The organism is Phytobacter diazotrophicus, from assembly GCF_052061655.1.
Lineage (GTDB): Bacteria > Pseudomonadota > Gammaproteobacteria > Enterobacterales > Enterobacteriaceae > Phytobacter > Phytobacter diazotrophicus.
In genome coordinates, this window is the sequence record NZ_CM125428.1 from 413,132 (window position 1) to 431,777 (window position 18,646).

The 18,646-nt window shown below is 54.1% G+C and carries 16 protein-coding genes; 8 read left to right on the forward strand and 8 right to left on the reverse strand.

Annotated features, from left to right (window positions below):
- Positions 1 to 240 precede the first annotated feature (240 nt).
- Positions 241 to 2,571, reverse strand: coding sequence for a Tex family protein (locus ACS0RQ_RS01895; RefSeq protein WP_271849272.1), 2,331 nt, complete (start codon positions 2,569 to 2,571; stop codon positions 241 to 243).
- 98 nt (positions 2,572 to 2,669) lie between these two features.
- Positions 2,670 to 3,143, reverse strand: coding sequence for a transcription elongation factor GreB (gene greB / locus ACS0RQ_RS01900; protein ID WP_041851379.1), 474 nt, complete (start codon positions 3,141 to 3,143; stop codon positions 2,670 to 2,672).
- 216 nt (positions 3,144 to 3,359) lie between these two features.
- Between greB and ompR the strand changes: the two genes are divergently transcribed.
- Together ompR and envZ are read left to right on the forward strand one after the other, a co-directional pair.
- The gene (ompR, locus tag ACS0RQ_RS01905) at positions 3,360 to 4,079 is read left to right on the forward strand and encodes an osmolarity response regulator transcription factor OmpR (protein WP_001157751.1); all 720 of its coding nucleotides are present in this window, start codon (positions 3,360 to 3,362) and stop codon (positions 4,077 to 4,079) included.
- Positions 4,076 to 5,428 carry a two-component system sensor histidine kinase EnvZ gene (gene envZ, locus ACS0RQ_RS01910; protein ID WP_193794539.1) on the forward strand — a complete coding sequence of 451 codons (1,353 nt, stop codon included), beginning with the start codon at positions 4,076 to 4,078 and terminating at the stop codon, positions 5,426 to 5,428. The genes ompR and envZ overlap by 4 nt, the downstream gene beginning before the upstream one ends.
- Positions 5,429 to 5,485: 57 nt before the next feature.
- Here the strand turns inward: envZ and pckA are convergent, their stop codons facing one another.
- The 5 genes from pckA to ACS0RQ_RS01935 form a co-directional block, all read right to left on the reverse strand.
- On the reverse strand, positions 5,486 to 7,105 hold the full coding sequence (gene pckA / locus ACS0RQ_RS01915; protein ID WP_041851381.1) for a phosphoenolpyruvate carboxykinase (ATP): 1,620 nt from the start codon (positions 7,103 to 7,105) through the stop codon (positions 5,486 to 5,488).
- 350 nt (positions 7,106 to 7,455) lie between these two features.
- Positions 7,456 to 8,334 carry an Hsp33 family molecular chaperone HslO gene (gene hslO, locus ACS0RQ_RS01920; RefSeq protein ID WP_041851382.1) on the reverse strand — a complete coding sequence of 293 codons (879 nt, stop codon included), beginning with the start codon at positions 8,332 to 8,334 and terminating at the stop codon, positions 7,456 to 7,458.
- A 24-nt stretch (positions 8,335 to 8,358) separates the two neighbouring features.
- Complete coding sequence (gene hslR, locus ACS0RQ_RS01925) at positions 8,359 to 8,760, reverse strand: ribosome-associated heat shock protein Hsp15 (protein ID WP_041851383.1); 402 nt, start codon at positions 8,758 to 8,760, stop codon at positions 8,359 to 8,361.
- Complete coding sequence (gene yrfG, locus ACS0RQ_RS01930; RefSeq protein ID WP_271849270.1) at positions 8,760 to 9,440, reverse strand: GMP/IMP nucleotidase; 681 nt, start codon at positions 9,438 to 9,440, stop codon at positions 8,760 to 8,762. The genes hslR and yrfG overlap by 1 nt, the downstream gene beginning before the upstream one ends.
- A gap of 64 nt (positions 9,441 to 9,504) precedes the next feature.
- Positions 9,505 to 11,643, reverse strand: coding sequence for an intracellular growth attenuator family protein (locus ACS0RQ_RS01935; protein ID WP_334633412.1), 2,139 nt, complete (start codon positions 11,641 to 11,643; stop codon positions 9,505 to 9,507).
- 320 nt (positions 11,644 to 11,963) lie between these two features.
- Here ACS0RQ_RS01935 and nudE point away from each other — a divergent pair, with 320 nt between their 5' ends.
- Complete coding sequence (nudE, locus tag ACS0RQ_RS01940; protein ID WP_041851386.1) at positions 11,964 to 12,524, forward strand: ADP compounds hydrolase NudE; 561 nt, start codon at positions 11,964 to 11,966, stop codon at positions 12,522 to 12,524.
- A 98-nt stretch (positions 12,525 to 12,622) separates the two neighbouring features.
- Here nudE and mrcA read toward each other — a convergent pair whose 3' ends face one another.
- Positions 12,623 to 15,175: a peptidoglycan glycosyltransferase/peptidoglycan DD-transpeptidase MrcA gene (mrcA, locus tag ACS0RQ_RS01945; RefSeq protein WP_271849268.1), complete on the reverse strand. Its 2,553-nt coding sequence runs from the start codon at positions 15,173 to 15,175 to the stop codon at positions 12,623 to 12,625.
- Positions 15,176 to 15,295: 120 nt separating this feature from the next.
- On the opposite strand from mrcA, the gene ACS0RQ_RS01950 reads away from it, so the two are divergent.
- From ACS0RQ_RS01950 to hofQ, 5 genes are read left to right on the forward strand one after another with little or no spacing between them, the layout of a single operon-like run.
- Positions 15,296 to 16,081, forward strand: coding sequence for a type IV pilus biogenesis protein PilM (locus ACS0RQ_RS01950; protein ID WP_271849267.1), 786 nt, complete (start codon positions 15,296 to 15,298; stop codon positions 16,079 to 16,081).
- Positions 16,081 to 16,620 carry a PilN domain-containing protein gene (locus ACS0RQ_RS01955; protein WP_271849266.1) on the forward strand — a complete coding sequence of 180 codons (540 nt, stop codon included), beginning with the start codon at positions 16,081 to 16,083 and terminating at the stop codon, positions 16,618 to 16,620. The genes ACS0RQ_RS01950 and ACS0RQ_RS01955 overlap by 1 nt, the downstream gene beginning before the upstream one ends.
- The gene (locus ACS0RQ_RS01960; protein WP_271849265.1) at positions 16,604 to 17,068 is read left to right on the forward strand and encodes a HofO family protein; all 465 of its coding nucleotides are present in this window, start codon (positions 16,604 to 16,606) and stop codon (positions 17,066 to 17,068) included. Before ACS0RQ_RS01955 ends, ACS0RQ_RS01960 begins: the two co-directional genes overlap by 17 nt.
- Positions 17,055 to 17,411, forward strand: a complete 357-nt coding sequence (locus tag ACS0RQ_RS01965; RefSeq protein WP_271849264.1) for a HofP DNA utilization family protein — start codon at positions 17,055 to 17,057, stop codon at positions 17,409 to 17,411. The genes ACS0RQ_RS01960 and ACS0RQ_RS01965 overlap by 14 nt, the downstream gene beginning before the upstream one ends.
- A complete protein-coding gene (hofQ, locus tag ACS0RQ_RS01970) occupies positions 17,374 to 18,612 on the forward strand; it encodes a DNA uptake porin HofQ (protein WP_110295377.1) in 1,239 nt (412 codons plus the stop codon). Before ACS0RQ_RS01965 ends, hofQ begins: the two co-directional genes overlap by 38 nt.
- The last annotated feature ends 34 nt before the right edge of the window (positions 18,613 to 18,646 follow it).

The window sequence follows — 18,646 nt, forward strand, 5'->3', positions numbered from 1 at the left end:
TTATTACCCGGACTTAAGGTTAAATTAATAATAAGAATAAAGTTTAAATAATAAAGAGTTATGAGGCGGTTTTATTAACTAAAATATAACTAATATAAAATTAGTTAATAATTTTGAAAATTAATCCGGAGATTATTCAAAGAGTTACTGGCAGGTAAGAAATAACGCAGTACACCTGTTTGTTTAGATTTGAACATCTGGAAGAGGGAGTACCCTCTCCCGAAAGAGAGGGCGAAGGGTTTAACGTTTTTTGCCCATGGCGGCCGCCAGCGCATCCATCATGGCGCTGTTGCCAGCAGGCTGCGACTCGCGCCCGCGCGGTTTGGCCGGACGGGCGGCAGGGCGGTTGCCTGCCTCGCGAGCGCCGCCATTACCACGCCGTGAATTGCTGTCTCCCGGCTGCTCATCAAGGCGCATGGTCAGCGCAATACGTTTGCGTTGCAGGTCCACTTCCAGCACTTTTACTTTGACGATGTCCCCCGCTTTCACGACGGTATGCGGATCTTCAACAAATTTATCGGCAAGCGAAGAGATATGTACCAGGCCATCCTGATGCACGCCGATATCCACAAACGCACCGAAGTTGGTAACGTTGGTCACCGCACCTTCAAGCACCATGCCTGGCAGCAGGTCATTCATCGTTTCAACACCGTCAGCAAACTGGGCGGTTTTGAACTCCGGGCGCGGGTCACGGCCTGGTTTTTCCAGCTCTTTGATGATGTCAGTCACGGTCGGTACCCCGAAACGCTCGTCGGTAAAGTCGGACGCTTTCAGTGACTTAAGACCGCTACTGTTGCCCATCAGATCGCGCAGAGACTGCTCTGTCGCCGCCAGAATACGTTCCACAACCGGGTACGCTTCCGGGTGCACGGTAGAGGCATCCAACGGGTTGTCGCCGTGGTTGATACGCAGGAAGCCCGCGCACTGCTCAAAGGCTTTTGGCCCCAGTCGGCTGACTTTTAATAGTTGCTGGCGATTCTGGAACTGACCATTCTCATCGCGCCAGGCGACAATATTTTGCGCCATCATGCGGGTTAAACCGGCAACGCGAGTCAGCAGGGGAACAGACGCGGTGTTCAGGTCCACGCCAACGGCGTTCACGCAGTCTTCGACGACCGCGTCCAGTTTACGCGCCAGTTGCGTCTGGCTGACGTCGTGCTGATACTGGCCCACGCCGATGGATTTCGGATCGATTTTCACCAGCTCTGCCAGCGGATCCTGCAAACGACGGGCGATTGACACCGCGCCACGCAGGGAAACGTCCAGATCGGGGAATTCCAGCGCCGCCAGCTCAGAGGCGGAATAGACCGACGCCCCGGCCTCGCTGACGATCACTTTCTGTGCGGTGACTTTTGGGAACTGTTTCTGCACGTCCAGGAAGAAACGTTCGGTTTCACGCGATGCCGTTCCGTTGCCGATAGCGACCAGTTCAACATTGTGTTTTTCACACAGCGCGGCGACCACCACGGCGGCTTTTGCTGCCTGGCCGGTATGTGGGTAAATGGTGTCAGTGGCGACCAGCTTACCCGTGCCGTCGACAACGGCGACTTTCACGCCGGTACGCAGACCCGGATCGAGACCCATCGTCGCGCGCAGGCCAGCGGGTGCGGCCATCAGCAGGTCATGCAGGTTACGGGCGAAGACGTTGATCGCTTCATCTTCCGCACGTTCACGCACGGTCCCCATCAGTTCGGTTTCCAGGTGCATCAGCACCTTAATGCGCCACGTCCAACTGACAACGCCTTTGCGCCAGCTATCTGCCGGCGCATTATTCAGCCGCAGGCCAAGGTGATCCTGAATAATTTGCTCGCAATGGCTCTCTTTTGGCGGCTCATCAAACTGCGGATCGGCATTCAGTGAGAGCTGCAATACCCCTTCGTTGCGGCCACGGAACATGGCCAGCGCGCGGTGTGACGGCACGGTGGAAATCGGCTCATGGTGATCGAAATAATCGCGGAATTTTGCGCCTTCCTCTTCTTTGCCGCTCACTACGGCGGCGACCAGATGGGCGTTTTTCCACAGATAATCACGCACTTTCGCCAGCAACTGCGCATCTTCTGCAAAGCGCTCCATCAGGATGTAGCGTGCGCCATCCAGTGCTGCTTTGGCATCGGCAACGCCTTTGTCGGCATCGATATATTTTGCAGCTTCGCTTTCCGGGTCGTGTGAAGGCTCGTTCCATAGCAAATCCGCCAGCGGCTCAAGGCCTGCTTCAATGGCGATTTGCCCACGGGTGCGGCGCTTGGGTTTGTACGGTAAATACAAATCTTCGAGTTCGGTTTTACTGAGCGTACCGTTGATGGCTTTGCTCAATTCATCGGTGAGCTTGCCCTGCTCGCCAATCGACTTCAGGATGGCCTGGCGGCGTTCTTCGAGTTCACGTAAATACCCCAGGCGGGTTTCCAGATTACGCAGCTGCGTGTCATCCAGACCGCCGGTGACTTCTTTACGATAACGCGCGATAAACGGCACGGTGTTCCCTTCATCAAGCAGGCGAACGGCAGCTTCTACCTGTTCGGCTCTGGCCTGAAGTTCACCCGCAATAATGCGGCAGAGCGAATCATTCATCATTTCAATATCATCTTCTGAACAAAATCAGGGGATAGTTATACGGACTGAGACAGAAAAATGCCAGTCGCGCCGGGGGCTACCGGATAGTTCCTGGTGCGTTACTTTACATACTCGATTTCATTAACATACCAGGTGGCTTCCCCGGCGGGCGTCTGCACCACTGCGACATCACCGACCTCTTTTTTCAGCAGCGCGCGCGCCATTGGCGAGTCGATGGAGATGTAGTCTTTGCGACCAAAAATTTCGTCGTAACCGACAATGCGAAAACGCAATGTGTTGCCATCGTCATTTTCGATTTCCACCCACGCGCCGAAGAAGACTTTGCCTTCCTGTTGCGGTGAGTAATCGACAATTTTCAGGTTTTCCAGGCACTTTGTCAGATAGCGAACGCGGCGGTCTATTTCACGCAGGCGCTTTTTGTTGTACTGGTAGTCGGCATTTTCACTGCGATCGCCGAGGCTCGCCGCCCAGGTGACTTTTTTGGTGACTTCCGGGCGCTCCTGACGCCAGAGAAAATCCAGTTCCTGTTTCAGCTTGTCGTAGCCTTCTCGGGTGATCAGGGGCGTTTTCATTTCATGGCCTTCTTTTTTCTCTGATTTCTTTACAAATCACCGCCCCTTAAGGTGCGGATTAATCATCATTTCTGTGATGCAATGTGCATATAAGCTACTGTTAAATATGCTTTGTAACAATTTCGACTAGAATTTATACCAGATTTAGCTGGTCCTCGACGCGCACTTTTTTAGAATACGTATTCATAATTGTCGGAACCTTTGGGAGTAAAAACAATGCAAGAGAATTATAAGATTCTGGTAGTGGATGACGATATGCGCCTGCGCGCGCTGCTTGAGCGTTATCTTACCGAGCAGGGCTTCCAGGTTCGTAGCGTCGCTAACGCGGAGCAAATGGACCGCCTGTTAACCCGCGAATCATTCCACTTGATGGTTCTCGACTTAATGCTGCCGGGTGAAGATGGCCTGTCCATCTGTCGCCGCCTGCGTAGCCAGAGTAACCCGATGCCGATCATTATGGTGACGGCGAAAGGGGAAGAAGTTGACCGTATCGTTGGCCTCGAAATCGGTGCTGATGACTACATTCCAAAACCGTTCAACCCGCGTGAACTGCTGGCGCGTATCCGTGCGGTACTGCGTCGTCAGGCAAATGAACTGCCCGGTGCGCCTTCGCAGGAAGAAGCGGTTATCGCATTTGGTAAGTTCAAGCTGAACCTCGGTACCCGTGAGATGTTCCGCGAAGATGAGCCGATGCCGCTGACCAGCGGTGAGTTCGCCGTGCTGAAAGCGCTGGTGAGCCATCCGCGTGAGCCGCTGTCGCGCGATAAGCTGATGAATCTGGCGCGTGGTCGTGAATACTCCGCAATGGAGCGTTCTATCGACGTGCAAATCTCCCGCCTGCGTCGCATGGTGGAAGAGGATCCGGCTCACCCACGTTACATTCAGACCGTTTGGGGTCTGGGCTACGTCTTTGTGCCGGACGGTTCTAAAGCATGAGGCGAATGCGCTTCTCACCGCGCAGTTCTTTTGCCCGCACGCTGTTGTTGATCGTCACATTGCTGTTCGTCAGCCTTGTGACGACCTACCTCGTGGTGCTGAATTTCGCGATTTTGCCCAGCCTCCAGCAGTTTAATAAGGTTCTCGCCTACGAAGTTCGTATGTTGATGACTGATAAACTGCAACTGGAGGACGGCACACAACTGGTGGTTCCTCCGGCATTTCGCCGTGAAATTTATCGCGAACTCGGTATCTCACTCTATTCCAATGAAGCCGCAGAAGACGCAGGCCTGCGTTGGGCACAGCACTATGAATTTTTAAGCCAGCAGATGGCGCAGCAACTGGGTGGCCCAACGGAAGTGCGCGTTGAGGTTAACAAGAGCTCGCCGGTTGTCTGGTTGAAAACCTGGCTGTCGCCCAATATTTGGGTACGCGTGCCGTTGACGGAAATTCATCAGGGCGATTTCTCCCCGCTGTTCCGCTACACGCTGGCTATTATGCTTCTGGCGATAGGGGGCGCATGGCTGTTTATCCGAATACAGAACCGACCGCTGGTCGACCTGGAACATGCCGCGCTAAAAGTGGGCAAAGGACATATTCCGCCGCCGCTGCGTGAATATGGTGCCTCCGAAGTACGTTCTGTGACGCGCGCGTTTAACCAGATGGCGTCAGGGGTCAAGCAACTGGCGGATGACCGTACCCTGTTGATGGCCGGAGTGAGCCACGATTTGCGTACGCCGTTGACGCGTATTCGTCTGGCCACAGAGATGATGGCCGAAGAAGATGGCTACCTTGCGGAATCGATCAATAAAGATATCGAAGAGTGTAACGCCATCATCGAGCAGTTTATCGACTACCTGCGAACCGGGCAGGAGATGCCGATGGAAATCGCCGATTTAAACGCGGTCCTGGGCGAAGTGGTGGCGGCCGAGAGTGGCTATGAGCGTGAAATTGATACAGCGCTTAATGACAGCGAAATTCTGGTTCGTATGCACCCGCTTTCGATCAAGCGTGCCGTTGCCAATATGGTGGTGAATGCTGCCCGGTACGGTAATGGCTGGATCAAGGTCAGTAGCGGTACAGAGCTTAATCGCGCCTGGTTCCAGGTGGAGGATGACGGTCCTGGCATCAAGCCGGAGCAGCGCAAACATCTGTTCCAGCCGTTTGTCCGTGGCGACAGTGCGCGTAGCACCAGCGGTACGGGTCTTGGGCTGGCGATTGTTCAGCGTATTGTCGATAACCACAACGGTTTGCTTGAGCTTGGTACCAGTGAGCGGGGAGGCTTGTCGATCCGTGCATGGCTGCCGATTCCCATTACTCGCCTGAACACGCCGGGCAAAGAGAACTAACAGAAAACCCGCCTTCAGTGAATTGAAGGCGGGTTTTGTTTGGCTTGCGTTGGAAAATTACAGCTTCGGTCCGGCGCTCACCAGTGCGGCACCCGCAGGGGTATCCGTATACTTCTCAAAGTTACTGACGAACAGTTTAGCCAGTTGCGTTGCTTTCTCCTGCCACTGTTCCGGCGATGCGTAAGTATTACGCGGGTCGAGGATTTTTGTCTCCACGCCGGGCAATGTTGTGGGGATAGCCAGGTTAAACATCGGCAGGGTGAAGGTCTCGGCGTTATCCAGTTCGCCATTCAGAATCGCATCGATAATCGCGCGCGTATCTTTAATGGAGATGCGTTTGCCGGTCCCGTTCCAGCCGGTATTCACCAGATATGCCTGCGCACCGACGGCCTGCATACGTTTCACCAGGACCTCTGCGTACTGCGTAGGGTGCAGCGACAGGAATGCTGCGCCAAAGCAGGCGGAGAAAGTTGGCGTAGGCTCGGTTACGCCACGTTCTGTGCCCGCCAGTTTAGCCGTAAAGCCTGACAAGAAGTGATACTGCGTCTGGCTTGCGGTAAGGCGGGAAACAGGCGGCAGCACGCCGAACGCGTCTGCGGTCAGGAAGATAACTTTTGTTGCATGCCCGGCTTTTGAAACGGGCTTAACGATGTTGTCGATGTGGTAGATCGGGTACGACACTCGGGTATTTTCTGTTTTCGAGGCATCGTCATAATCGATGCTGCCGTCGGCGCGTACGCTCACGTTTTCCAGCAGAGCATCCCGACGGATGGCGTGGAAAATATCCGGTTCCGCTTCCTCTGACAGTCGGATGGTTTTGGCGTAGCAACCCCCTTCGAAGTTGAAGACGCCGTCGTCGTCCCAGCCATGCTCATCATCGCCAATCAGGCGGCGTTTCGGATCGGTAGAAAGGGTTGTTTTCCCGGTACCTGACAGGCCAAAGAAAACGGCGACATCGCCTTTCTCGCCGACGTTTGCCGAGCAGTGCATTGATGCGATGCCTTTCAGCGGCAGCAGGTAGTTCATCATCGAGAACATCCCTTTTTTCATTTCGCCGCCGTACCAGGTACCGCCAATCAACTGAATGCGTTCAGTCAGGTTGAACGCAACGAAGTTCTCTGAATTCAATCCCTGTTCTTTCCATAACGGGTTTGTGCATTTCGCCCCGTTCATGACAATAAAATCAGGTTTAAACTCAGCGAGTTCTTCATTTGTCGGACGGATAAACATGTTCTTCACAAAGTGCGCCTGCCAGGCAACTTCTGTGATGAAGCGAACGGAGAGACGGGTATCCGCATTGGCGCCACAAAAGGCGTCGATAATAAACAGACGTTTACCGGAGAGTTGTTGCGTCACCAGCCCTTTCAAGTGTTGCCAGACTTCGGGCGAGAGCGGTTTGTTGTCGTTCTTGCCTTTGCCTTTATCAGACCACCAGACGGTGTCTCGGGTGGTGTCATCACGGACAATATACTTATCTTTCGGCGAACGGCCGGTAAAAATACCGGTGTCGACGGCGACAGCACCAGAATTCGTCAATACTCCGCGCTCGTATCCTTCCAGGTCTGGACGGAGCTCTTCCTGATACAGCGTATCGTAGTCGGGGTTATAGACGATATCCTGAACATCGTTGATACCATAAGCCTTGAGATCTTGCGGGGTTAAAACGTTAACGCGCATGTCACTACTCCTTAGCCAATATGTACTGCCTGAAATTGTAGGGTTGTTGCTCATTCCCTGACCGCGACGGGGCTCATAGATTTACGTATCTCGACAAGCCCAGGAACGCGGAAAACGCTGTGACATGGGTCACGTGGCGACACAGTTTCTGGCAATAATAGCCAGAATAATCGAGAAAATGTCACTAAAGCGACGTAAAGCGATATTTTTAACGGCAGCTTTGTGACTGTAATCGCTTTCATGAAAGTAAATTACGTAAGGCTTTCAGAAAACATTTTAACGGAAACGTGACGTGCTATGCAAAAGCGCCACCGTTAAGGTGGCGCTTTTGCTGACGATTAAGGAAGGTCTTAGTGGACCTGCGGGTCGGCAGGCGAGGCGTTGTTACGAATTTCAGCAATGTCCATGGCGTTGAACAGATAGTGATTACCGCAGTAATCGCAATGCATGTCGATCTCGCCCTCTTCGGCAATAATGCTGTCAACTTCTTCATCTGGCAGGGTTTTTAATGCGCCAGCACAGCGTTCACGAGAACAGGTGCATTTGAATTCCACATCCTGCGGGTCGTACAGGGTGACTTCTTCTTCGTGGTACAAACGCCACAGAACATCCTGCGCCGGAAGCGTAAGCAGCTCTTCTGCTTTGATCGTTTCAGTCAGCGTTGCCAGGTGTTCAAAATCCACCGCCTGGGTATCCTGAGCGGGTAAAACCTGCAGCAACATACCGCCTGCGGCCGGTGCACCCTCCACATCGCCTGTACGAATGAACAAGCGGGTCGGCAGTTGTTCGGAACGCAAGAAGTAGTCTTCCAGACACGCTGCCAGCGTATCGCCTTCCAGACCGACGACGCCCTGATAACGTTCACCTTCTTCTGGTGTTATGGTAATGACCAGATAGCCATTGCCAACCAGCGTTTTCAGATCGGCATCGTCAGCAATGTCGCCCTGTACGCGCGCGACACCACGCATCTGTTGACGGTTGTTACCGTTGATGACAGCCAGGCTCATTGGGCCATCGCCCTGTAGCTGAACGGTAATATCGCCCGCAAATTTCAGGGTGGCAGTCAGCAGGCTGGTCGCGACCAGCAACTCGCCGAGAATGTTTTTCACTGGCTGCGGATAGCTATGGTTTTCCAGGATCTGCTTCCAGGTTTCGGAGACGGTTACCAGTTCACCGCGTACGGCATAGTTCTCGAACAGGTAACGGTGTAATTGGTCATGTTGAGCCATAGTTTTCTCTCTTGCGGGTGCGCGTTACTCGCTGTCACCATATTTAAATTTCATCAGGTCGCGGCGTTCTTTTTTATCCGGACGGCGATCGGGGTGCGGCATTGTAAGCGCATTCATCTTCCGTGCCAGCGCCATTTTTTCGCGCTTCGCTACGCTTTCCGCAGTCTCTTCATACATTTCGACGGCTTCTGCGGCGGGGCGGCGTTGTTCGGTAATAGCTTTAATAATCACCGTACGTTCGTCATTGCCCTGCCTGAGCGTCAGCGTGGCATTCAGTTCGACGATTTTACTCGGCTTGCTGCGCTGACCGTTGTAATGCACTTTGCCGCCTTCGATCATCTCGCGGGCTAAGGCGCGTGTTTTATAGAAACGCGCTGCCCACAGCCATTTATCGAGGCGAACGTCAGGTGCTGACTGTTCTTTCATTACCCCTCCTTCACGCTCAGCGAGGGAATCAGGTGGCGATAGTCGTTCATGCCGGGATGACGTAAATAGCTTTTCTCCGCCAGACCTGAATCCGGGTTGGTTACGCCCAGGCAGTAACGAATGCCAAATTTTGCGGCGGCATCCAGAATGGGTTCGCTGTCATCAATGAACAGCGTTCTGTCGGCGTTTAAGCCGGTCTCTTGCGCCACGGCTTGCCACAAACGCTGATCCTCTTTCGGATAACCAAATGTGTGGGTGGAAAGTAATAAATCAAGGTGTGATGCCAGACCGGTGTGCTCAAGTTTCACCGCGAGATTATGCGGATGCGCATTGGTCAACAGAATGCGCCGCTTACCACTTTTTTGCAGCGCATCAAGAAAAGGGACAGTATCTTCACGCAGTATGGCGCGCGGCCCCTGCTGCGTTGTCATCGCGCAGATATCCAGCCCTAAGCGTTCGCTCCAGTAATCCAGACAATACCAGTTTAGCGTATGCTGAACGGCATGATATTCCTGACGAAGAATGGCCTGAGCCTCTGCGGGTGAAATGCCCTGCTTTGCGCCAAATGTCTCCGGCACCAGTTTTTGCCAGAAATAATTATCAAAGGCGAGATCGAGCAGCGTACCGTCCATGTCCAGCAGAACGGTATCCACGTTCTGCCAGTCGATATCAAAATGCATAAGAAACTCCAGCCAGAAATAACGATGCGCGACAGGTTAGCATACCCGGCGCGCATGACATTTATCAGGTCAGGCTATCAGGTGCGGGGATAAGCCCGGGATTCAGGCAGTTTTCGTAGTATTGCTGAATTTCAGCCAGACGCGTGCGGTTTCGATGGTAGCGGCGCAGCGCCTGGACGCCGTTATAAACGCAGCAGACAATCATTGCCAGAAGCAGAAGCGCAGTGCTGACGTAGCGCCAGAGTCCCGTTGTGCTATTTGGCATACGGTGCAGGCTGATATGACGAGTACCGTTGGCGTCAGTCGAAATATTGGTGATGATACCCTCGGCGGTGAAGGGAGTTTGCATCAGCATTCCCGCCAGACGCTGGAACTCTGCCCACTGTTCGGCAGCCGGATAGTCATACAACGAGACGCCAGGGTAGGGCTGATCTACCAGCTCGCTACCTTCTTCACTCACAATCAGAAAGCCGCCAGGTGCCGGGCTGTTAAGCGCCTGTGCCGCGCGGGTTGTTTCGCGCAAAATAAAGGGCGCGGTGGAGGTGGTGACCAGGTTATCCAGCGATTCTGCGCTGACCGGGCGCAGCAACACATTCACGCCGGTGAGTTTGCCCGCGCTGGCGCGCGACGTCAGCGTATCCCAGTCTTTACTGTTCCCCAGGTTAACCAGCGCGTTTTTAAGCCGCAGACAGTCGTCCTCTGCTGAACAGAGATCCTGCGTTTTCAGCACAATCTCAGAAAAATCATCCAGTAAGACCATGCCTGATTTTTGGATTGCCGTACGCAGTGCCGGGCTAACGCGAGAGCCATCATCCTGTTTTGGATGCAACTGGCGGTTGACGGCTTCCACCAGTGCTGTCGCTTTGGTGACGGTTTCTGATTCCGGCAAGGGAAGCGGCGGCGCATCGTTCCAGATAATTTGTGAACAGTCGAACGGCGCAAAAGGCGAACTTTGGCGAGCGCTCCAGTTGCTTGACGAATGGATGCTACACATGCCGGTGCCGTGAATCTTTAGCGAGTCACCGATACGCAGCCCAGCTGCTTCAAGCTGACTAACTTTCGTCGCTTCGATGGTCTGCGCCCCTTTAATCCATGAAAGGGTAAACTTGATGGGCATATCCAGTGGAACCCACATCAGCAGCATAATCAGAACCAGCATCGCCCCGGCTGATATCACGGCGCTACGCACCCAATGCTGGAGGGGGAAGTTCTTGACCTCATCATGCAGCGATAAAAAGCGCCCCTGTCGAACCACGTGACGATCGAGATAGATATCAATATCGCTTTGTTGCCCCAGATCCTGGGCGATAAAAGGTTGCCAGTGTTTTGGGTAGATAAGGTCAATAATGCCTAACGAGATATTGTTGATCTGTTCCTGATTGTTCTCACCAAAAAGCCCCCACCGTTTGGGCGTGCCGCGCAGGCAGTGGATTTCGCGCAGCGCAGTTTGCGCGGGTGGTGCGAAGATGCCCCAGAGCCCGGCCGCAAGCAGCATAATTCCGGCACCAGCAAGCCACGGGACAAACACGTCCGGGGCGACCAGGCAGAAAAAGAACAGTAAAAACGATGTTGAAATCAGTAACGCCTCGCGCATGCCGTCCGGGCGGCTCAGCGCATACTCTTCCACCGTTTCACGGCGAATATTAAGTAGCTCAATTTGCTCCGTCTCTTCGCCGCGGATAGCTGAGTGCGACGAGGGAACCTGTTCTGGCACCAGGCTGTGTTCTTCCGGACGGAATTCATTCAGGGCGTGGCCATTTAGCGAAATGACCAGCGGCAGAGTGTCGGTACGGATAAGCTCAACGCTGTTTTCGTCATTGATATACTGCTCCCAGAATGGCGGCAGATGGACTTCGACAGAATCGAGATAGTAGCGCCATTTGTTCGGGGCATCGGTCGTAATCCCGTAGCGGGTGATCGCACGGGTGACGCTGATGACGGTATTACTTTGTGCGTTGAGCGTGAGGGAGATCGGGGCAGCCGTCGCACCGGTCGGGCCCGGTACCTGACGGGTACGGGAGAGCGATTCCAGATAGCTTTCAACAGCGCTGCGCTCATCAGGAGTTAATTTGCGGGTTGTCGCGCCAGCGAAAGCTTGCAGATGTGGCAGGCGGTATCGTCTTTGCGATCGCGCTTTGTAAAACCACCCAACAAGGCATACGCAGGCCAGCATAGCAGCGAAATAAATCAAAATGGTGCTCATGCTTTCCCCATCTTACTTTTACTAGCAGGTGTAGTCAGTTGCACCCTTTCCCGTAAATTCAATGAATATGGCTGGAGCGTTATCGGGCAAATCGTTAGTCTAATAGGTGAGCGCCTGACAACATGCAAAATAGTAGCAAAGCCACAATAGAGCGAATATCAGCAAATTCTTAGTTTTATTTCAACCTCTTGACTTTTAGGTTTATTTGGGAAATAGCTTCTGCTAAGTTACAGGAATGTAAATGAGGCGCGAAGAACATTGCCGAAACAGTGTCGCATGTCGCACAATAATGCCAGTAATCTCTGGAAAGACCGATAATAATGAGCGAATCATTGCAAAAACCCACCATTCTTAACGTTGAAACCGTCGCGTCTTCACGACTTTTTAACGTCGAAAGTGTGGACCTGGAATTCAGCAACGGCGTACGTCGTGTCTATGAACGTATGCGTCCCTCGTCACGTGAAGCGGTGATGATTGTGCCTATTGTAGACGATCATATCATTCTCATTCGCGAATATGCTGTGGGTACCGAATCTTATGAGCTGGGATTTTCCAAGGGATTGATCGATCCCGGTGAAAATATGTATGAGGCGGCCAACCGCGAGCTTAAAGAAGAGGTGGGTTTTGGCGCGAAGGAATTAACATTCCTGAAAAAACTCAGCATGGCTCCGTCTTATTTCTCCAGCAAAATGAATATTATGGTTGCTGAGGATTTATACCCTGAGTCGTTGCCCGGTGATGAGCCAGAGCCGTTACCGCAGGTGCGTTGGCCACTGGCCCATTTAATGGACTTACTGGAAGAGCCTGATTTCAATGAGGCCCGCAATGTAAGCGCGCTGTTCTTGTTAAGAGAGTGGCTTAAAGGGCAGGGCAGGTTATAAAAAAAGCGCGTAAGCGCTTTTTTTATGTCTGTCAGAACTGCGGCCAGCCCGGATAAAACGTTTTTGCGTCCCATCCGGGAAGCCCAGGCAGGCTTTTATCAGAACAATTCGTGCGTCTCGCCATTATCAATAATGGTGGTTCCCACTTCGTGCACGGCCTGCTGTGTCGGCTGCGTCCCGTCAATAAAATACTCCTGACGGCTGCTGCCTCCACTTGCCAGTTGCCCTGTACTCCGGTCGATATTTACCGTCACTATTCCTGGCGGTGGCGTGAGCGGTTGCTCCGGTACGCCATTAAGAACAACCTGCATGTAAGCATCCCATGCTGGCTGCGCACTCTTCGCGCCGCCTTCGTAACCCGAGATCTGATCTTTGATAGCGCCCGACGCGGAGGTGCGCCCCAGATCGCGACGGTGATCATCAAAACCGATCCAGACCGACGTCACTACGCCCGGACCATAACCGGAGAACCAGGCATCTTTCGAGCTGTTGGTGGTCCCGGTTTTACCACCGATATCATTACGTTTGAGATCGCGGCCTGCGCGCCAGCCTGTTCCTTGCCAGCCTGGTTCACCGAAGATATTACTGTTGAGCGCGCTCTTGATTAAAAACGATAGCGGCGTACTGATCACGTGCGGTGCATACTCCTGACCACCGCTCTTCACCACCAGATCCTGATTGGCTTGCTCCAGTTGCGGCATCGGTATGGAAGGATTCTGCTGCTCCTGAGAGATAGCGACGTTTTCCATATCTTTGTTTTCCAGCACGTCTGACTTCGGTGTATCCCCATAAATTACCGGGATATTACACTCCGCGCAGGCAACCTTCGGCCGGGTTTCGAACAGGACATTACCCTGATCGTTTTCAATTTTGGTAATGAAGTACGGATCGATGAGGAATCCGCCGTTCGCCATGACCGAATAGCCGCGGGCTACCTGCATGGGCGTGAACGACGCGGAACCCAGCGCCAGCGACTCCGTGTGCACGATGTTTTGTGCCGGGAAACCGAATCGCTGTAAATACTCGGCGGCGTAATCGACCCCCATTGCACGCATAGCGCGTACCATCACCACGTTCTTCGACTGCCCCAGTCCCTGACGCAGGCGAATTGGCCCGGCATACTCATCTGGCGAGTTTTTCGGACGCCAGTCGGAACCCGCCCCTGCATCCCAACGGGAGATAGGAACATCGTTCAGGATACTGGCCAGCGTCAGGCCTTTGTCCATCGCCGCGGTATAAAGGAATGGTTTGATGTTAGAGCCAACCTGACGCAGCGCCTGAGTGGCGCGGTTAAATTTGCTCTGATTGAAATCAAAGCCGCCAACCAGCGCCAGTACGGCACCGTCGTGCGGGTTGATGGAGACCAGGGCAGAGTTAACATCCGGCACCTGGGCCAGCCACCAGCCTTCATTTACCATGCGCACCCAAATTTGCTGACCTGCCAGCACCACATCGGTCACTTTGCGTGGGGTTGGGCCCTGTGCGGTGTCGGAACGATAAGGGCGTGCCCAGCGCATTCCGTCCATATGCAGTGATACGGAGGTCCCGTCGCCCAGCATCGCGGTGGCTTCTTGCGCATTGGCGGCCGTCACGACAGCAGGCTCCAGCGGCCCATAGGTCGGCAACGCTTTTAGGGTGTCGGTGATTTTTTTACTGTCCCAGGCGCTTTCGCCCGGTTTCCACAGCACATTCGACGGGCCGCGATAACCGTGGCGCATATCGTAGTCCATCACGTTATTGCGCACGGCATCCTGCGCCGCCAACTGCACTTTACGGGTGATGGTAGTGTAAACACGATAACCGTCTTCGTATGCTTTATCGCCGTAGCGATTCACCATCTCCTGACGCACCATTTCTGAGAGGTACGGCGCCGAGAAGGCAATTTCCGGCGCATGGTAATCCGCATCAATGGCTTCGCCACGCGCCTGGTCATACTGCGTCTGGCTGATGTAGCCCTCGCTCAGCATACGGGCCAGCACAACATTACGACGAGCCGTTGCGCGGTCAAGCGAATAGAGCGGGTTAAAGGTGGATGGCGCTTTGGGCAACCCGGCAATGACCGCCATCTCACTCAGGGTGAGCTGGTCGACGGGTTTGCCAAAGTAGACCTGTGCCGCCGCACCCACACCATAAGCACGATAACCGAGGTAAATCTTATTGAGGTAAAGCTCGAGGATCTCGTCTTTATTCAATAACTGCTCGATGCGGATAGCCAGGAACACTTCCTTGATTTTACGCATCAGCGTGCGTTCCGGACTCAGGAAGAAGTTACGTGCGAGCTGTTGCGTGATGGTGCTGGCGCCCTGTGAGGCGTGACCAGAGAAAAGCGCTACGCTGGCCGCACGGAAAATCCCCACCGGATCAACGCCATGGTGTTCATAGAAGCGGCTGTCTTCTGTGGCAACAAACGCTTTCACCATTTCAGGCGGAATCTGATTCAGCGTCAGCGGAATACGACGTTTTTCACCGTACTGCGCAATCAATTCGCCGTCGGCGCTATAGACCTGCATCGGGATTTGTAGTCGCACGTCTTTCAGCGTCGCGACGTCAGGTAGCTGCGGCTCAATGAATTTGTACAACCCATAAATCGAGCCTGCTCCCAGCAGAATGCAACACACTGCAAGGATCAATAAATACTTTACGAACTTCACCGGAGGATTCCCATTTAGTTTCATTTGGGCAGTTTATAAACAACCGCGCGGTAGTATAAATGCAAGCCTGATGCATTGATATAGCCGTCATCTTTCCTGGCGATAAGGAGGTCGCGATTTATGGCATTCGGGCACTGGCAGATTGGACTGCATATTCAGCAAGATAGCGTTTTCAGCGTCGCATTAACCCCAGGCAGAACAGGGTGGGCGCTACGCCGTTGGTGGCACATCCCGTTACCATTGGGCACAGTTGAAAACGGGCAGCTTAAGGCGCCACAACAGTTGTTGACCACGCTCTTACCGTGGCGAAAATCGTTACCGCAGCGCCACCGGGTACGGCTGGCATTTCCGGCAGCGCGCACATTGCAGCGTAAGCTCCCCCGCCCGGCAATGGCCTTGCGGGAAAACGAACTGGCAAGCTGGGTTTCTCACGCCATGGCGCGTGAACTTGAAATGGCAGCGGCAGATTTGCGTTTCGACTATACCGAAGATTCACTGGCGCAGGCCTATAGCGTGACGGCGGCGCAGCATAAAGACGTGGCCGAAATGCTGGAACTGGCAACCTCTCTGCACCTGAATTTGACCTCCCTGACTCCTGATGCCTGCGCGTTACAGCATCTTGTCCCTTTTTTGCCGCCTCCGGCACGTTGTCTTATTTGGGAAGGCGACGCGCAATGGCTGTGGGCAACGCGCACCGGATGGGGGCGTCGGTCGCACGAAGATCAGCCCACTGTAAGCGAGCTAAGCGCAAGCCTCGGGCTGGACATTGCCGATATTGCGCTATGCACCGCGGCAACGCCCGAGTTTGACCCCTGGAGCGTCCTTGTGCAGCGGCAACCGCCTTTACCGCCAAATGGCATGCGTTTCGCAGTAGCGATTGGCCTGGCCCTGGGAGCGGTTCGCTAATGGAACAAATGATCAACCTGCTGCCCTGGCGAGAGCAGCGACAACAGGCATGTCGGCGCTTTTGGGGGCAACTGCTGGCGTATGCTGTGGGCCTGATGGCGCTGATTACCCTGGTGTTTCAGGTAAAGGCGGGCCAGGACAAGCAGGTCGCTACGTTGTGGCTGCAATCTGACGCGCAGATGCTGTCAGCGCTAAAGGCAAAACAGCCGCATTTCCAGGCGCAACACCTGTCGTGGTTAAAACAGCAGGCCAGAATGCAGCGGCACAACCAGACCCGTCAATGGCAGCAGCGGCTGGCAGAACTGGCGGAAAAAATGCCCGACAGCGCCTGGCTTACGGAGATGCATTTTCAGCAAGGGCAACTCAGCGTGTCGGGGATTGCCAGAACGTTTCAGTCATTAAGCGAACTGGAAAAGGCGCTGGACACCACAGCCGGTTTTCGTCTTCGCCAAACCGGTTCGACCGGGCGAGATGCGCAAGGGCGCTGGCAGTTTCACTATCAGCTTAATAAGGAAGATGAGCATGCCGCGCAGCCTTGATCTCTGGTACGCCCTCTCGCCCGTAACCCGTGCCGGGTACGGATTGTTGCTTATGGTTTTTCTCCTGCTTGCGGTGTGGTGGTGGCAGATTCAGCCCATAACGCGTGAACAAACGGCACGGGAGCAACAGCGCCTTGTGCAGCAGGCGGCATTGCAGGAAAGCTGGCCAGAGATCCTGGCCCTTAAACCACCGGTGATAGCGCATTCTCAAGCAGATATCCCAAAGGTTTTTTCACCGCTGGATTTTCATACTCCTGATGCCCAACTGATTGGCTGGCGTCCTGCCCATCGGGGGGGCGAGATGGTGCTGGAGGCGCAGTGGGTATCGATTCCCCGGACGTTTTCCTGGCTTGCCGAACGGCAAATGCTCGCGCCTGCTTTTTCCATCACCGCGCAGGACGAGGCGCTGCGTTTTGTGCTCCATGTGGAGAGCGATGATGGTGGCTAAACGCATCGCAGCGTCATGTTTGCTGGTGCTAATGCTGGCGGGTATGCGTGATCCTTTCAAGCCGCCTCCCGATCGCTGCATGGTCAGCCAGCTTGCGCTTTGGCATTACCAGGGCGTGGTAAGCAGGTCTCAGGCCGCGACAGGGATTGTGCGCGATCCCGCCGGGAGATGGCGACGCGTGCAGAAGGGGGAAACGCTTGCGGGAGGCTGGCGCGTGGTGGAATTTAATAAAGAAGAGATGCGCATCGCGACAGGGGAAGGCTGTGAACCCGCGCACTGGCGCTGGAAACGAGAAGGATCTCAGCATGAAAAGAACAGCAGTGGTGGCTCTTTGCCTCAGTAGCCTGGCGGCGAGCGCGGCAACACCCGCCCCCGTGACATTAATGGTGGATGATGTTCCCGTCACCCAGGTCCTACAGGCGCTTGCCGGGCAGGAAAAACATAATCTGGTGATCTCGCCGGACGTCAGCGGGACTCTCTCCTTGCATCTTGTCGATGTTCCCTGGAAGCAGGCACTGAACACGGTGATTGCCAGCGCAGGGCTGACACTACGCAGAGAGGGCAACATCCTGTATGTGCATTCTGCAAGCTGGCAACAGCAACAGTACGATGCGCGTGAGGCGGCGCTGGAAAAGCAAAAACAGAGTCTGCCGCTGGAAGAGCGTAGCCTGACGCTGCGTTATGCGCAGGCCAGTGAGTTGGCAAAGGCTGGCGAAAAGCTCCTTGGGCCAAAAGGAACGATCACGGTAGACAATCGGCTCAACCGGCTGTTGCTTCGCGATCATAAGGCCTCGCTTAACGTACTGGAAAAGTGGGTTGCGCAGATGGATTTGCCCGTTGAACAGGTTGAACTGGCCGCACACATTGTCACCATAAATGAAAAGAGCCTGCGTGAACTTGGCGTGAAGTGGGGGCTGGGGGAGGCGACAAAGCCCGGAAAACGCGGGCAGGTGTCATCGCTTTCAAGCGATCTGTCGGTTGAAAGTGCCAGCACCCGGGTTGGTTTTAATATCGGCAGTATTAACGGGCGGTTGTTGGATATTGAGTTATCCGCACTGGAACAAAAACAGCAACTGGAGATCATCGCCAGTCCACGATTACTGGCCTCTCACATGCAGCCTGCCAGCATTAAACAAGGCAGCGAAATCCCGTACCAGGTCTCCAGCGGCGAAAGCGGTGCAACGTCGGTGGAGTTTAAAGAAGCGGTGCTGGGTATGGAGGTGACGCCGACCGTGCTGCCTGATAGCCGTGTGCGTCTCAAGTTGCGTATTACCCAGAACATGCCGGGCCAGGTGCTCCAGCAGGCTGATGGCGAGGTACTGGCGATTGATAAACAGGAGATTGAAACCCAGGTCGAAATAAAAAGCGGTGATACCCTGGCGCTGGGAGGCATTTTCTCACAAAAGAACAAGCTCGGTTCCGACAGTGTACCAATTTTAGGGGGGATACCCTGGTTTGGCCGACTGTTTCGTCATGATGGTAAAGATAATGAGCGCCGTGAACTGGTGGTCTTTATTACACCAAGGCTCGTGCCAGTTCGTTGATCGATACATATTCTGTATCGCTTTTTCTGCCTAA

What these genes read in the sequence shown, in the direction of transcription:
- ACS0RQ_RS01895 (WP_271849272.1), bottom strand. Translation starts at nt 2,571, where the DNA reads ATGATGAATGATTCGCTCTGCCGCATTATTGCGGGTGAACTTCAGGCC.
- greB (WP_041851379.1), bottom strand. Translation starts at nt 3,143, where the DNA reads ATGAAAACGCCCCTGATCACCCGAGAAGGCTACGACAAGCTGAAACAG.
- ompR (WP_001157751.1), top strand. Translation starts at nt 3,360, where the DNA reads ATGCAAGAGAATTATAAGATTCTGGTAGTGGATGACGATATGCGCCTG.
- envZ (WP_193794539.1), top strand. Translation starts at nt 4,076, where the DNA reads ATGAGGCGAATGCGCTTCTCACCGCGCAGTTCTTTTGCCCGCACGCTG.
- pckA (WP_041851381.1), bottom strand. Translation starts at nt 7,105, where the DNA reads ATGCGCGTTAACGTTTTAACCCCGCAAGATCTCAAGGCTTATGGTATC.
- hslO (WP_041851382.1), bottom strand. Translation starts at nt 8,334, where the DNA reads ATGGCTCAACATGACCAATTACACCGTTACCTGTTCGAGAACTATGCC.
- hslR (WP_041851383.1), bottom strand. Translation starts at nt 8,760, where the DNA reads ATGAAAGAACAGTCAGCACCTGACGTTCGCCTCGATAAATGGCTGTGG.
- yrfG (WP_271849270.1), bottom strand. Translation starts at nt 9,440, where the DNA reads ATGCATTTTGATATCGACTGGCAGAACGTGGATACCGTTCTGCTGGAC.
- ACS0RQ_RS01935 (WP_334633412.1), bottom strand. Translation starts at nt 11,643, where the DNA reads ATGAGCACCATTTTGATTTATTTCGCTGCTATGCTGGCCTGCGTATGC.
- nudE (WP_041851386.1), top strand. Translation starts at nt 11,964, where the DNA reads ATGAGCGAATCATTGCAAAAACCCACCATTCTTAACGTTGAAACCGTC.
- ACS0RQ_RS01950 (WP_271849267.1), top strand. Translation starts at nt 15,296, where the DNA reads ATGGCATTCGGGCACTGGCAGATTGGACTGCATATTCAGCAAGATAGC.
- ACS0RQ_RS01955 (WP_271849266.1), top strand. Translation starts at nt 16,081, where the DNA reads ATGGAACAAATGATCAACCTGCTGCCCTGGCGAGAGCAGCGACAACAG.
- ACS0RQ_RS01960 (WP_271849265.1), top strand. Translation starts at nt 16,604, where the DNA reads ATGCCGCGCAGCCTTGATCTCTGGTACGCCCTCTCGCCCGTAACCCGT.
- ACS0RQ_RS01965 (WP_271849264.1), top strand. Translation starts at nt 17,055, where the DNA reads ATGATGGTGGCTAAACGCATCGCAGCGTCATGTTTGCTGGTGCTAATG.
- hofQ (WP_110295377.1), top strand. Translation starts at nt 17,374, where the DNA reads ATGAAAAGAACAGCAGTGGTGGCTCTTTGCCTCAGTAGCCTGGCGGCG.